The organism is Psychrosphaera aquimarina, from assembly GCF_032461525.1.
Lineage (GTDB): Bacteria > Pseudomonadota > Gammaproteobacteria > Enterobacterales > Alteromonadaceae > Psychrosphaera > Psychrosphaera aquimarina.
On record NZ_JAWCUA010000010.1, the window covers coordinates 577166 to 591274 of the forward strand.

Here is a 14109-nt window from a genome sequence, read left to right on the forward strand (position 1 = left end):
TCGGCAGATAGACCGAATTTGATACACATTAAACACAGGAGATCTTACAGATGGCTGAAGCAGCTGCTCAAGGTAAACAAACTCACGGTTTTCAAACCGAAGTCAAACAACTATTACAACTGATGATCCACTCTTTATATTCAAATAAAGAGATCTTTTTACGCGAACTTATTTCAAACGCAGCGGATGCATCAGATAAATTACGTTTTGAAGCTTTGTCTAATAACGACCTTTATGAAAATGATGGTCAGTTACGTGTACGTGTAACCTTTGATGAAACTAAAAATACCATCACAATTGATGACAATGGTATTGGTATGACTCAACAAGAAGCGGCTGAGCATTTAGGTACCATCGCTAAGTCGGGCACTGCCGATTTCTTCAAAAACTTATCAGGCGATAAAGCAAAAGACTCACAACTTATTGGCCAGTTTGGTGTTGGTTTTTATTCAGCGTTTATCGTAGCCGATAAGGTTGTTGTACGCTCACGTAAAGCGGGTGACGATGCGTCAGCGGGTGTTGAATGGACCAGTGAAGGTGAAGGCGAATTCACCTTAGAAACCATTACAAAAGAAAACCGCGGTACTGAAATCACGTTATTCTTATCCGAAGAAGAAAAAGAATTTGCCAATAACTGGAAACTTCGTGAAATCATCAAGAAATACTCAGACCATATCTCTACGCCAGTAGAAATGTGGAAAGAAGGCACACCTGAATCTGAAGGTGAAGACGGCGAGAAAATTGCTGCTACGCCAGGTGAATGGGAAGTGATTAACAAAGCCGACGCTTTATGGACGTTAGACAAGTCTGAGTTAGAAGATAAAGACTACCAAGAGTTCTACAAACATATCAGTCATGACTTTGACGACCCAATGACATGGGCTCATAACAAAGTTGAAGGTAATAGCGAATATACATCATTATTATATATCCCTAAAAAAGCGCCTTTTGATTTATGGAACCGTGATAAACAACGCGGACTTAAACTGTACGTTCAACGTGTATTCATCATGGATGACGCTGAGCAGTTTATGCCAACATACTTACGTTTTGTAAAAGGCTTAATTGACTCAAATGATCTACCTTTGAATGTTTCTCGTGAAATTTTGCAAGATAACAAAATAACGCAAACATTACGTAAAGGTTGTACAACTCGTGTGTTAAAAATGTTAGACCGCATGGGTAAAAATGATAAAGAAAATTATCAAACTTTCTGGAACGAATTTGGCCAAGTGCTAAAAGAAGGGCCAGCTGAAGACATGGTAAACAAAGAAGCTATCGCAAAACTACTGCGTTTTGCTTCTACTCATACCGAAGATGCAACTCAATCAGTTGGTTTTGTTGATTACATTGAGCGTATGAAAGAAGGGCAAGATAAGATTTATTATATTGTTGCTGACTCATACGAAGCGGCGAAAAACAATCCTGCATTAGAGATCTTCCGCAAGAAAGGCGTTGAAGTGGTACTTATGTATGACCGCATTGATGAATGGTTATTATCTCACCTTAATGAGTTTGACGGTAAGTCATTAGTTTCAGTTACTCGTGGTGACTTAGACTTAGGTGATTTAGACGACGAAGAAACCAAAAAAGCACAAGAAGAAGCGGATAAAACATTTGAATCTTCTGTGGCAAGAATGAAAGCGGTATTAACGGATAACGTTAAAGAAGTTAAAGTTTCACATCGCTTAACTGATTCACCAGCGTGTATCGTGACAGACAATGCAGACATGAGCCCACAAATGATTGAGTTGATGAAACAAATGGGACAGCCTGTTCCAGATGTTAAACCTGTATTTGAAGTTAATATGGAACATGAGTTAGTTAAACATGTCGATCAAGTGCAAGACGAAGAACAATACAAACAATGGGTTGAAGTGTTATTAGACCAAGCGACGTTAGCAGAGCGCGGTACATTGACTGACCCAGGTTCATTTGTAAAACGCATGAATGACTTAATGTTGTCATTAACTAAGTAATAGAATCTTAATCCTGTAGAAACACAGAAGTAAGAAAATGATACAAAAAAAGGAGCTTATGCTCCTTTTTTTGTACAGTTTAAAGTAAAAAGAATTAGACTTTAGTCGGTTCCCCTATCACGCGGGTTGTCATCCCTTTTGTAATATGACAATATTCCCGACAATATAAAGATTTCTAAAAACTATCAATCTGAGGACATATCCATGCGGATAATTTTACTAGGCGCACCGGGCGCTGGTAAGGGGACACAAGCTCAATTCTTAATGAATAAATACGGCATCCCGCAAATTTCAACTGGCGACATGTTACGTGCTGCTATCAAAGAAGGTACGCCTTTGGGGATAGAAGCAAAAAAAGTAATGGACGCAGGTCAATTAGTGTCAGATGAACTGATCATTGGTTTAGTAAAAGAACGTATTACAAAAGCTGATTGTGCAAATGGCTTCTTGTTAGACGGTTTCCCTCGTACTATTCCTCAAGCTGATGCAATGAAAGAAAATGGTATTACCGTTGATCATTGTTTGGAATTCGATGTACCGGATGAAGTGATCGTTGGACGTATGTCTGGTCGTCGTGTTCACCCAGGTTCAGGTCGTGTTTATCATGTTGTTTATAATCCACCTAAAGTGGAAGGTAAAGACGACGTGACTGGTGAAGACTTAAGTATTCGTGATGACGATAAAGAAGAGACTGTTCGTAAGCGTTTAGGTGTTTACCATGAACAAACGCAACCACTCGTTGCTTATTACAAAGCTGAAGCTCAAGCTGGAAATACAAACTTTACAACGATTGAGGGTACTCAACCGGTTGAAGATATTAGTGCAAAGTTAGCTGCAATATTAGGCTAATTACTATATAAATTATTTATAAAGCCCACATATTTGTGGGCTTTTTTATTTCAAAAGCCAATTGCATATATTGGTTAATAATTAAAAGGTAGTGATAATGAATGTTGAATTTACAGCGTTTTACGCTGGTATACTGGGCTTATTTTATGTGGCTTTATCATTTAGGGTGATATTGTTGCGTCGTAAGTTCCAAGTGGGCATAGGTCACGGCAAAGAGCGTGAGCTACATAGAGCAATACGTGTTCACGGAAACTTTTCGGAATACGTGCCTTTGGCTTTATTTCTATTGTTATTATTAGAGCTTAATGGCGGCCAAATGTGGGTCTTACATGTACTTGGATCTATGTTGTTTTTGGGTAGAATTTTACATGTTATGGGGCTAAGTAAGAGTGCGGGTACTTCGATGCCAAGATTTGTTGGCGGCACCTTAACCTTTGGTATGATGATGATAGCTGCAGTGCTTAATATTTTGGTTGTGTATTAATACATAGATGAACTGCTAAAAAATATATAAACACAAATTCTAGATACAAAAAAACCGAAGTGGCGAACCATTTCGGTTTTTTATTATTCTTATAACAATCTTAAATTAAAGCGCTTAAATTAAAGAGCTTTGATTTGAGCATTAAAGCGACTTTTCTGACGAGCTGCTTTATTTTTGTGAATAAGACCTTTAGTAGCATAACGATCTAAAACAGGCACTAGAGCAACGAATGCTTCTTGTGCTTCAGTTTTTTGACCAGCAGCAATTGCTGCAACTACTTTTTTAATGTAAGTACGCATCATAGAGCGACGGCTTGCGTTGTGACGACGACTCTTTTCAGAAGTTATAACGCGTTTCTTAGCAGACTTTATGTTAGCCAAGGCTGACTCCTAAATAATAATTCTAAATTTACCGGTTTTTAAGGCCGCGAAGTTTGCCTTTATTTCAAACTTTTGTCAAACCCTTTGAACAATATATGGAAGATAATATAATTAATTAATTCTGAGAAAGACTTTATCTATAAAAAAAGAGTAATATCTGGCACTCTAATATGTCATATCCCCTCGTTTAACTGTTTAATTTAAAAGGTAATTCACTTGGCCCTGTTGCGTTCTGGTTTAATAGTCTCATTTATGACATTGATCTCTAGGGTATTAGGATTAGTGCGAGATGTTGTTATAGCAACTTTAGTTGGTGCTGGTGTTAACGCCGATGTCTATTTTTTTGCTAACCGAATTCCCAATTTTTTAAGACGTTTATTTGCCGAAGGTGCGTTTGCTCAAGCATTTGTTCCTGTATTAACGGAAGTTAAAGAAAAACATGGGGATGATGAAGTTCGTGAATTAGTGGCTAAAGTAGCTGGAACATTAGGGGTTATTGTCACACTTATCACTTTATTCGCCGTTATAGCTTCACCGTTAATTGTAATGGTGTTCGGTACGGGCTGGTTTATCGAGTGGATGAATGATGGGCCTGATGCAGGCAAGTTTGAAATGGCGTCAGTGTTATTGAAGATCACTTTTCCCTATTTATTCTTTATTACGTTTGTAGCGCTATCTGGCGCAGTATTAAATACCTACAATAAATTTGCTGTAGCGGCATTTACGCCAGTATTTCTAAATATAGCCATTATTGTTTGCGCCATCACGTTACGAGATTCATTTTCAGATCCAGCCTATGCATTGGCAATCGGTGTATTTCTCGGCGGGTTAATACAGTTTTTATTCCAATTGCCATTTATGGCGAAAGCTGGGTTGCTGGTGTTGCCAAAGTGGGGATGGAATGATGTATACGTAAAACGTATTCGTATCTTGATGTTACCGGCTATTTTAGGTGTGTCTGTGCATCAGTTAAACGCTTTGGTTGATACGGTTATAGCTTCGTTTTTAATTACAGGTTCTATAAGTTGGTTATATTACGCTGATAGATTGATTGAGTTTCCGTTAGGTTTGTTTGGTATTGGTATTGCCACTGTAATTCTGCCGAGCTTATCAAAATTACATTCTAATGATGATCCTCAAGCGTTTCAAAATACCATTGATTGGGCGGTACGTTTTGTCTTGATGTTAGCCTTTCCTGCTATGGCGGGGTTAATGATTTTAGGGCCATTAATTATTGAAGTGCTGTATTTGCATGGAAAATTCACCCCTGACGATGCCATGCATGTTCAGTGGGCGCTGGTGGCGTATTGTTCCGGTCTAATGAGTTACATGACGGTAAAGGTACTAGCGCCAGGCTATTTTGCAAGACAGGATACTAAGACGCCAGTTCGCATTGGTATCATTTCAATGCTGGCCAATATCGTTTTTAACTTTATGTTAGCGCCGTTTTTTGGTTTTGTCGGTTTAGCTATCGCAACCGCTATGTCAGGTACGTTAAACGCCGCGTTGTTGTACAAAGGATTACATCAACAAGGAGTGTATAAAATATCTCGCCAGTCGCTAATTTGGATTGGTAAATTGTTGTTGTCGACTGCATTGATGGGTTACGTCGTATGGTTAAGTCATGTTAATTGGCCGTTAGAAGTAACTGCATTTTCTCACTTACTCATAAAATTATTTGGCTTAATTAGCATTGCCATTGTTTGTTATTTTATTGCGCTGTTTAGTTTAGGTTTTAGACTCAGGGATTTGAAATCCAACTTTTAATCTGCAGATTATTTAACCAATTTAAACTAATGTCGGTTTAAATTGGTTATATTCCCTTTTATCCAACAGAATTAGCCTGTTGCACGCTAGTAATTGCCCATCGTTTACCGTTATAATTTGACCGTTTTTTTATCTTTAAAAGTAGTGGTGATGGAGTTAGTTCGCGGTTTAGTTAATATTACTGAAAATCATAGAAACTGTGTTTTAACCATAGGTAATTTTGATGGTGTGCATATCGGGCACCAGTATGTTTTACAAAAATTAAAACAAGCAGCACTTAAGTACAATGTGCCTGCTGTAGTAATGTTATTTGAGCCACAACCACAAGAAGTTTTTCTTAAAGATAAAGCCTCTGCCAGAGTATTAACGTTTCGTGAAAAATTTGAAAAGTTAAAACGTATGGGAGTCGACAGACTAATTTGCATTCGATTTAATCCTGCTTTTGCGGCCATGACTGCAGAGCAATTTATTGAGACCTTATTAGTTAAAAAATTAGGGGTGAAACACTTAATTGTTGGCGACGACTTTAGATTTGGCCAAAAGCGAATTGGCAATTTTGAATTGTTACAGCAACAGTCAAAACAGTTTGGTTTTAATGTTGATGACAGTAAAACGTTTGAATATTCCAATAAGCGGGCAAGCAGTACGGAAGTACGCTGCAGTTTAAATGAGTCTGACTTTGAAGTTGCCTCTGCCTTATTAGGTGAACCATTTAAATTCCATGGCAAAGTGATACATGGCGATAAAAATGGTCGGAAATTTGGATTTCCAACGGCAAATATAGCGGTAAAAAGAAAAGTATTACCAATTAGAGGCGTATTTGCTGTACAAGTACAATGGCAAAATAAAGGTTTCTTTGGTGTAGCCAATATTGGCAATAAACCTACGTTAAACGGGGTTAAGCCAGTATTAGAAGTGCATTTGTTTGACTTCAATGACAATATTTATGGGCAAAGGTTAAGTATTGAACCTTTGTTTAAAATCCGAGATGAACAAAAATTTAACTCGGTAGATGAATTAATCCAGCAGATCCACGCAGATGTAAATACTGCAAAAGCTGAACTATTTAAATAAATTATTCGAGCATTACCAATCAGGTATTTACTCTTAAATTATAAATTACGGACCCAGTAAACATGAGTGATTATAAACATACTCTTAACTTGCCAGAAACTGCATTTCCAATGCGTGGCAACTTAGCTCAGCGTGAACCTGTCATGATCAAAGAATGGCAGCAGAAAGAATTATATAAACAAATTCGTGAAGCTAAAAAAGGTAAAAAGAGCTTTATTCTTCATGATGGACCTCCGTATGCCAACGGTGATATTCACTTAGGTCACTCAGTAAACAAAATTCTAAAAGACATTATCGTTAAGTCTAAAACGTTATCTGATTTTGATTCTCCGTATGTACCGGGTTGGGACTGTCACGGATTACCAATTGAATTAATGGTAGAAAAGAAAGTAGGCAAGCCTGGTAAAAAGGTTACCGCAGCAGAATTTAGACAAAAATGTCGTGACTACGCAGAACGTCAGATCACAGGCCAATTAGATGGTTTTGTGCGTTTAGGCGTATTAGGTGACTGGCAAAACCCATACAAAACAATGGATTTTAAATCAGAAGCCAACATCATTCGTGCGCTAGGTAAAATAATTGACAACGACCATTTACAAAAAGGCTCTAAGCCAGTTCATTGGTGTACGGACTGTGGTTCTGCATTAGCAGAAGCTGAAGTGGAATATAAAGATAAAGTCTCTCCAGCCATCGATGTTAAATTTACAGCAACAGATGCGGATGCACTTGCGAATAAGTTTGAACATGTAGAAGGGCACGAAGGTAAAGGCGATATCTCTTTTGTTATTTGGACAACAACACCTTGGACTATGCCTGCTAACCGTGCAATTGCGGTAGCTGCTGACGTTGAATACGTATTAGTACAAGTTGAGGCTGAGGTTCCATTTAGATTAGTGGTTGCAGCATCATTATTAGCGGATGTTATGGACAGATATGACATCACTAAATTCCATGCACTTGGTTATGCCAAAGGTGAGTTATTAGAAAATGTTGAAGTTAAACATCCATTCTTAGATTTTACTGTGCCAGTTATATTAGGTGAGCATGTAACAACTGACGCAGGTACTGGTTGTGTGCATACGGCTCCGGGTCATGGTCAAGAAGATTTCACCGTTGGTTTAAAATACGGATTAGAAGTTGCTAACCCTGTTGGACCAAATGGTGTGTATGTTGAAGGCACAGAGTTCTTTGCTGGTCAGCATGTATTTAAAGCCAATCAAAGTGTGATTGATGTATTAACAGAACATAATGCGTTAATGAAACACATCAATATTGAACATAGTTACCCGCATTGCTGGCGTCATAAAACGCCAATTATTTTCCGTGCTACCCCACAGTGGTTTATCAGCATGGACAAAGCTGGGTTACGTGCTAAATCATTAGAACATATCAAACAAGTTGAATGGTTACCTGAGTGGGGCCAAAGCCGAATTGCAGGCATGGTTGAAGGCCGTCCAGATTGGTGTATCTCACGTCAACGTACTTGGGGTGTACCAATTGCATTGTTTATCCATAATGAAACGGATGAATTACACCCTAAAACACACGACTTGTTAGAGAAAGTCGCATTAGCGGTTGAAGAAAAAGGCATTCAGGCTTGGTGGGATTTAGATCAAGCTGAATTATTAGGCGCTGACGCTGATAATTATCGTAAAGTACAAGACACATTAGACGTTTGGTTTGATTCAGGTGTGACTCACCATTTTGTTATAGATGCGCGTGAAGAGTTTACCAAAGCGGCAGATTTGTACTTAGAAGGTTCAGATCAACATCGTGGTTGGTTTATGTCATCTCTTATGACGTCTATCGCTATGAATGATAAAGCCCCTTACAGCCAAGTATTAACCCATGGTTTCACCGTTGACCAAAAAGGTCACAAAATGTCGAAGTCATTAGGTAACGTTGTTTCTCCTAAAGATGTGACCGGTAAATACGGTGCTGACATATTACGTTTGTGGGTTGCTTCTACCGATTACACGGGTGAGATGACGGTTGCGGATGAAATTTTCAAACGTTCTGCCGACACATACCGTCGTATTCGTAATACGTCACGATTCTTACTCGCTAACTTAAATGGCTTTAATCCAATCACGGACACAGTGCCAGAAAATGAAATGGTGGCCCTTGATCGTTGGATTGTTGGTAAAGCAGCACGTTTACAAGCTGAAATAATAGAAGCTTACGACAAGTACCAATTCCATGTGGTTATGCAAAAACTAATGAACTTTTGTTCGGTTGATTTAGGCAGTTTCTACCTAGACGTGATCAAAGACAGACAGTATACCGCCAAGGCAGATTCCGTAGCTCGTCGTTCATGTCAAACTGCGTTATATCATATCGCAGAAGCAATGACGTGTTGGATGGCGCCTGTATTATCATTCACCGCACAAGAAATTTGGCAAGCATTACCAGCTGAAACAGCGGCTGGCAAACGTGGTGAATTTGTATTTACCGGTGTTTGGTATACCGACATTGAACAATACGCTGGTGAAGTAAATATGGGTGACGATTATTGGTCACAAATATTAGCGATCAAAGACGAAGTGAATCGCACACTAGAAATCGCCAAAAAAGACAAACTAATAGGCGCGTCTTTAGAAGCCAATATCACTTTGTATGTAAACGACGAAATTAAACAAAAATTAACCGTATTAGAAGATGAATTAAGGTTTATCCTAATCACTTCTAAAGCGAGCGTAGACTCAATTGCGAATAAGCCGGACGCAGTAACCAATTCTGAGTTAGAAGGTGTTTATGTAGCGATTGAAGCCAGCAGTGCAACTAAGTGTGAAAGATGCTGGCACTACACTGACGATGTTGGTCAGCATGCTGAACATGACGATCTTTGTGGCCGTTGTGTTGACAATGTCGATGGCGAAGGTGAGTCAAGGAAGTTCGCTTAATGTTAAATGCGTTCAAAGAAACAGGTTTAAAGTTTTTAGCTTTAAGCCTGTTATTAATCATAGCGGATCAATTTAGCAAAATATGGATCATCAATAATCTAGCTTTATATGCAGATATTAATGTATTGCCAATTTTTGATATTACCTATGTTCGTAATTATGGTGCGGCATTTAGCTTTTTGAGCGATGCTGGTGGTTGGCAACATTATTTCTTCACCGGCATTGCGCTGGTGATCAGTGTGCTTTTGATCTATTGGATGTATAAAACCCCAGTGAAACAGACCTGGTTATTGGCCGCTTACGCGCTGATATTAAGTGGTGCCATTGGTAATGTGATGGACAGACTCAACTATGGTTACGTGGTCGACTTTTTACATTTTTATTATCAAGATTGGCATTTCCCTGCGTTTAATATTGCCGACATGGCCATTAGTTTAGGCGCAGGTTTATTAATATTAGATGCGATATTTGAGCAAAAAAATAGCGCTCAATCGGAAAACCAATCAGCAGAAAACGATTCACCAAAACAGGTTAAGAAATAATAAATATGAGTATTCAAAACGGCAGCGAAGTAATTTTTCATTTCTCAATCAAATTGTCAGACGGTTCTGTTGCAGACAGTACTAAAGTTAACGGCAAACCTGCCAAGCTTACTATTGGTGATGGTAGTTTAACGCCAGGATTTGAAGCTTGTTTAATGGGATTAGAAGCGGGCAAAGAAGCCTCTTTTACGTTAGAGCCAGAACAAGCATTTGGCCAACCTAACCCAGACAATATTTATTTTGTTGATAAAGATAAGTTTGGTGCTGAAGTACCAGCAGAAGAAGGTGCGATAGTGGCCTTTACTCAACCTGATGGCACGGATTTACCTGGTGTGATTAGAGACGTTGCTGGTCAGTCAGTAACGGTTGATTTTAATCACCCTTTAGCAGGACAAACCTTGACCTTTGATGTTGAAATCATTGAAGTCAATACGGCTACACACTAGAGGTTTATGATGGAAATATTATTAGCTAATCCAAGAGGTTTTTGCGCAGGTGTAGACCGAGCGATTTCAATCGTTGAGCGTGCCTTAGAGATATTCCAACCGCCAATTTATGTGCGACACGAAGTGGTTCATAATAAATTTGTCGTGAATGGACTTAGAGATCGTGGTGCCGTGTTTGTTGATGAATTAAACGAAGTACCAGATGACAGCATTGTTATCTTTAGTGCCCATGGTGTGTCACAAGCGGTGCGTCAAGAGGCCGCTTCTCGTGGTTTAAAGGTATTTGATGCTACGTGTCCTTTAGTTACAAAAGTACATATGGAAGTCACTCGAGCATCAAGAAAAGGTACCGAGTGTGTGTTGATTGGACACCAAGGTCATCCTGAAGTGGAAGGCACTATGGGTCAATACAGTAATGATGAAGGTGGTATTTATTTAGTTGAGTCTCCAGAAGACGTTGCAACATTAAATGTTAAAAATCCATCAGCCTTGTATTACTGTTCACAAACAACCTTGTCGGTAGACGATACCGCTGATGTGATAGATGCATTAAGAGCTAAATACCCTGAAATAAAAGGGCCACGTAAAGATGATATCTGTTACGCCACGCAAAATAGACAAGATGCGGTTCGTGATTTAGCCAATAAAGTTGATTTAATGTTAGTGGTAGGGGCAGCCAATAGTTCAAACTCAAACCGTTTACGTGAACTATCTGAAAAGGTAGGTACTAAAGCTTATTTAATCGATGATGCCTCTAATATAGATACCAAATGGTTAGAATCTAAGCCCAATGTAGGTGTTACTGCAGGTGCATCAGCGCCAGATGTTCTAGTACAAGGCGTGATTGACCGACTAAAAGAGTTAGGTGCATCAACGGTAGTAGAAAATCCAGGTAAAGAAGAGAATATCGTATTTGCGGTTCCAGCCGAATTACAATAATTAACCAGACATAATTAATTTACCTAAAATAGTTACAAAAAATAATTGATGGTCTAGGCTTATTTAATCGTTTGATTTAATAAGCCTACCATCATGCAATACAGCAAAACGGAATTCGCTGCAAGAAAGTTAACCCAAGGGTCGAGTTTAATCGAAGTACTTGTTGCGTTAATTATCTTCTCTATTGGCATGTTGGGCATTGTTGGTGTACAACTCAGTCATAGCCGTTCAGCCCAAATTACCAATCAATTTATCCAAGCTAACCTCATCGTTACCAATTTAGCCAATCGGTTAATTCTCAATAAACAGCACATATTCACGACACAGACTCAGGGACTATCACATTCGTATTTCTTCCCTGAATCCTATGACTTTGCTCAACTGGGCGGATGCCAAGGATCACACTATCAATGTTTTTGCCTTGAGCCACCAATAAACATCACAAATTGCCGGACAACTACGAACCTAAACATTAGTTTATGTAATAACACTCAAGTGGCCTTGTTTGATATATATGAAGTGAGTTGTATGTTGGCACTGATGTCTAATGACGCGACAATCTCGATTCATCCAACGGTGTTGAATACAACTTCTGTATTACTAGAAATAGCCCTTATTTGGCCAAGTTTATCTTCACCTCAAACCACTAAGTCGTCCGGTTGTCAGCAAACACTTCAAGCATTGAATAAAGCCGTGACGCGTTATGTGTGTTATTCACAGCAACTTGTACTGACCGAGGCAACATATGAAAGTTAATAGCGGCTTTTCGCTGATTGAGTTACTTGTTGTTTTAACAATAAGCGCCGTATTACTAACCTTAATTACCCGAATATATGATGCCAATCATAGACTCTTTTTAACAAACAAGGCCTTTACAGAGTTGGCGCAAGAGGGTCAGTATATTATTCCTTTTCTCAATTCAAATATCAGTTCAGCGGGTTACAGCAATGAATTTCTTCCAGAATTAAATAGGCTGATTGATACCGACTTAGAATCTGAGTTTATAACGAAGAATCCAGTCGTGAGTGGAGAAAGTTTTAGTGCTTTTCCTTTAATAAAAAGTGTAGAGGGGGAGCAAAAGTCGGATCAAATTGTGATCAATACCATAGCGGCCAAAACGTGCACAGGAACAAACTTTGACTTTAATGATGGCGAGTTATTCCATGCTGTTAATCATTATTATATTGATGGCACAACACTGAGATGTAAGAGTTACGATGGCCGTTATTTACGAGGAGTAAAATTAACAACAACGTCAAACTATTCAGTTTCTTTATTAGAAAACGTGCAAGACATGCAAATTCAATACGGTGTCCAATTTAAAGGCATTAGTGTGGATGAATCCGACCAATTGAGTTGGGTTAATGCGGATGTGTTAGCCAATATAAATAAAACAGCGACCGCTGACGTTAAACTGGTAGCGGTCAATGTCGCTCTTTTATTGGGGAAGACATTGATTACACCGTTAGCCCAACCAACTAAGATTAAATTACTTGGTAATGATCATATTGAGCTGCCTAAACAGTTAATACTGCGCAAGTTTGAAACCATGATTGTATTGCAAGGTTAACTGACGTTATGACCAAAATTGCGCTTTTACAACAACTTAATAATGCCAAAGTGTGCAAACAACAAGGCAGCGTATTGGTCGTTGTTTTGGTCTTTTGGGTTGCAATGAGTGTGATGTCGGTGTCGTCCATTACATCGACTCACTTACAACTGCAATTAGTCCACAACCAGCAAACCTACCAGTCTGGATTAATTCAAATTTCAAATGTGAAACAACTGATATTGAACCAACTATCGAGGGATAAATACTCAGAACGCATTTTGCAACTACCTAGTGTTTTGGACAGTCATAACCAGCTTGTGGATCCACACGATAAGGTTTGTGAGCAAGGTGCTATTGAAAAGTTAGACATCAATGTTAATCAACATTCGGAGGTGATAGGCAGTGATAAAATATTGAGCTATCTCATGCTTCTGTCCATTGAGTTAGTTCAGCCGTCTCAAGGTAACGATGTGATTACCTTATCAAGTGAACGAAACGAAATAATACTCCTCCAGCAATGTTTGCAGTTACAAAGTTCAGACATATGGCTTGTTGATACTTCTATTATAAAACGCCGTGGTCGTGAAACATTTGCAGTAACGATAATAAACCAAGATACAAAAGTAAGGTGGTTAGGGGAAGAGAAGTGACTAACTTACAAATTAAACCATGTCTAAATACGATTCGATATTTACTATTTAATGGCTTTAGCTTAATAGAGTTATTATTGGTGTTATCAATAATATCCATGCTGCTAACTTTTGGCGTTAACCGTTATGTGGATTACATACACAAAGGTAGCTTGTTGCAAGCCCAATCTGATTTATTGATGTTAGGCAGCCGATTAGAGCAATATAAATTATTTAATGTAAGTTATTTTGGAGCTGCGGGATCACAAGTGTCACCTGAAAATACAGGCGCGCCATGGATTTTTCAATCTTATTCCCCAGCAGATAAGCCTGAACAAAAACGGCTATTTAATTTATCTATTTTATATGTCAGTGACAGTGGTTTGGAATATCAAATTGTTGCCACACCGATTGATAATAAAAGTGTTCATACCCAAAAAAGACCGAGCTTTGGCCGTTTAATATATTATTCAGACGGTAGAAAAGGGTATGACAAAAACAACGATGGCGAATTTTCAGCAACTGAAATGTGTTGGGACTGTTAATGAATTTACATTTAACAGCA

The 14109-nt window shown here is 38.6% G+C and carries 14 protein-coding genes; 13 read left to right on the forward strand and 1 reads right to left on the reverse strand.

The window, feature by feature from the left end; genetic code table 11:
- Positions 1–50 precede the first annotated feature (50 nt).
- The 3 genes from htpG (at position 51) to RT723_RS14620 (ending at position 3312) form a co-directional block, all read left to right on the forward strand.
- A complete protein-coding gene (gene htpG, locus RT723_RS14610; protein WP_216056030.1) occupies positions 51–1979 on the forward strand; it encodes a molecular chaperone HtpG in 1929 nt (642 codons plus the stop codon).
- Between the two features lie 204 nt (positions 1980–2183).
- Positions 2184–2828 (forward strand): adenylate kinase, encoded by a 645-nt coding sequence (gene adk / locus RT723_RS14615; RefSeq protein WP_216056031.1) that lies wholly within the window; start codon positions 2184–2186, stop codon positions 2826–2828.
- 97 nt (positions 2829–2925) lie between these two features.
- Positions 2926–3312 (forward strand): MAPEG family protein, encoded by a 387-nt coding sequence (locus tag RT723_RS14620; RefSeq protein WP_216056032.1) that lies wholly within the window; start codon positions 2926–2928, stop codon positions 3310–3312.
- A gap of 119 nt (positions 3313–3431) precedes the next feature.
- On the opposite strand, the gene rpsT is transcribed toward RT723_RS14620, so the two are convergent.
- Complete coding sequence (gene rpsT / locus RT723_RS14625) at positions 3432–3692, reverse strand: 30S ribosomal protein S20 (protein ID WP_216056033.1); 261 nt, start codon at positions 3690–3692, stop codon at positions 3432–3434.
- 210 nt (positions 3693–3902) lie between these two features.
- Here rpsT and murJ point away from each other — a divergent pair, with 210 nt between their 5' ends.
- The 10 genes from murJ (at position 3903) to RT723_RS14675 (ending at position 14089) form a co-directional block, all read left to right on the forward strand.
- On the forward strand, positions 3903–5459 hold the full coding sequence (murJ, locus tag RT723_RS14630; protein WP_315948542.1) for a murein biosynthesis integral membrane protein MurJ: 1557 nt from the start codon (positions 3903–3905) through the stop codon (positions 5457–5459).
- A gap of 150 nt (positions 5460–5609) precedes the next feature.
- Positions 5610–6533 carry a bifunctional riboflavin kinase/FAD synthetase gene (ribF, locus tag RT723_RS14635; RefSeq protein WP_315947809.1) on the forward strand — a complete coding sequence of 308 codons (924 nt, stop codon included), beginning with the start codon at positions 5610–5612 and terminating at the stop codon, positions 6531–6533.
- A 62-nt stretch (positions 6534–6595) separates the two neighbouring features.
- Complete coding sequence (ileS, locus tag RT723_RS14640; protein WP_315947811.1) at positions 6596–9436, forward strand: isoleucine--tRNA ligase; 2841 nt, start codon at positions 6596–6598, stop codon at positions 9434–9436.
- Complete coding sequence (lspA, locus tag RT723_RS14645) at positions 9436–9978, forward strand: signal peptidase II (RefSeq protein WP_315947813.1); 543 nt, start codon at positions 9436–9438, stop codon at positions 9976–9978. Before ileS ends, lspA begins: the two co-directional genes overlap by 1 nt.
- Positions 9979–9983: 5 nt before the next feature.
- Positions 9984–10424, forward strand: coding sequence for an FKBP-type peptidyl-prolyl cis-trans isomerase (gene fkpB / locus RT723_RS14650; protein ID WP_315947815.1), 441 nt, complete (start codon positions 9984–9986; stop codon positions 10422–10424).
- 9 nt (positions 10425–10433) lie between these two features.
- Complete coding sequence (gene ispH, locus RT723_RS14655; protein WP_216056038.1) at positions 10434–11363, forward strand: 4-hydroxy-3-methylbut-2-enyl diphosphate reductase; 930 nt, start codon at positions 10434–10436, stop codon at positions 11361–11363.
- A gap of 93 nt (positions 11364–11456) precedes the next feature.
- Positions 11457–12119, forward strand: coding sequence for a type IV pilus modification PilV family protein (locus RT723_RS14660; protein WP_315947817.1), 663 nt, complete (start codon positions 11457–11459; stop codon positions 12117–12119).
- Entirely contained in the window at positions 12109–12933 is an 825-nt protein-coding gene (locus RT723_RS14665; RefSeq protein ID WP_315947819.1) for a PilW family protein, read from the forward strand. Before RT723_RS14660 ends, RT723_RS14665 begins: the two co-directional genes overlap by 11 nt.
- 8 nt (positions 12934–12941) lie before the next feature.
- A complete protein-coding gene (locus RT723_RS14670) occupies positions 12942–13565 on the forward strand; it encodes a hypothetical protein (protein ID WP_315947821.1) in 624 nt (207 codons plus the stop codon).
- On the forward strand, positions 13562–14089 hold the full coding sequence (locus tag RT723_RS14675) for a type IV pilin protein (protein WP_315947822.1): 528 nt from the start codon (positions 13562–13564) through the stop codon (positions 14087–14089). The genes RT723_RS14670 and RT723_RS14675 overlap by 4 nt, the downstream gene beginning before the upstream one ends.
- Positions 14090–14109 lie beyond the last annotated feature (20 nt).

What these genes read in the sequence shown, in the direction of transcription:
- htpG (WP_216056030.1), top strand. Translation starts at nt 51, where the DNA reads ATGGCTGAAGCAGCTGCTCAAGGTAAACAAACTCACGGTTTTCAAACC.
- adk (WP_216056031.1), top strand. Translation starts at nt 2,184, where the DNA reads ATGCGGATAATTTTACTAGGCGCACCGGGCGCTGGTAAGGGGACACAA.
- RT723_RS14620 (WP_216056032.1), top strand. Translation starts at nt 2,926, where the DNA reads ATGAATGTTGAATTTACAGCGTTTTACGCTGGTATACTGGGCTTATTT.
- ribF (WP_315947809.1), top strand. Translation starts at nt 5,610, where the DNA reads ATGGAGTTAGTTCGCGGTTTAGTTAATATTACTGAAAATCATAGAAAC.
- ileS (WP_315947811.1), top strand. Translation starts at nt 6,596, where the DNA reads ATGAGTGATTATAAACATACTCTTAACTTGCCAGAAACTGCATTTCCA.
- lspA (WP_315947813.1), top strand. Translation starts at nt 9,436, where the DNA reads ATGTTAAATGCGTTCAAAGAAACAGGTTTAAAGTTTTTAGCTTTAAGC.
- fkpB (WP_315947815.1), top strand. Translation starts at nt 9,984, where the DNA reads ATGAGTATTCAAAACGGCAGCGAAGTAATTTTTCATTTCTCAATCAAA.
- ispH (WP_216056038.1), top strand. Translation starts at nt 10,434, where the DNA reads ATGGAAATATTATTAGCTAATCCAAGAGGTTTTTGCGCAGGTGTAGAC.
- RT723_RS14660 (WP_315947817.1), top strand. Translation starts at nt 11,457, where the DNA reads ATGCAATACAGCAAAACGGAATTCGCTGCAAGAAAGTTAACCCAAGGG.
- RT723_RS14665 (WP_315947819.1), top strand. Translation starts at nt 12,109, where the DNA reads ATGAAAGTTAATAGCGGCTTTTCGCTGATTGAGTTACTTGTTGTTTTA.
- RT723_RS14670 (WP_315947821.1), top strand. Translation starts at nt 12,942, where the DNA reads ATGACCAAAATTGCGCTTTTACAACAACTTAATAATGCCAAAGTGTGC.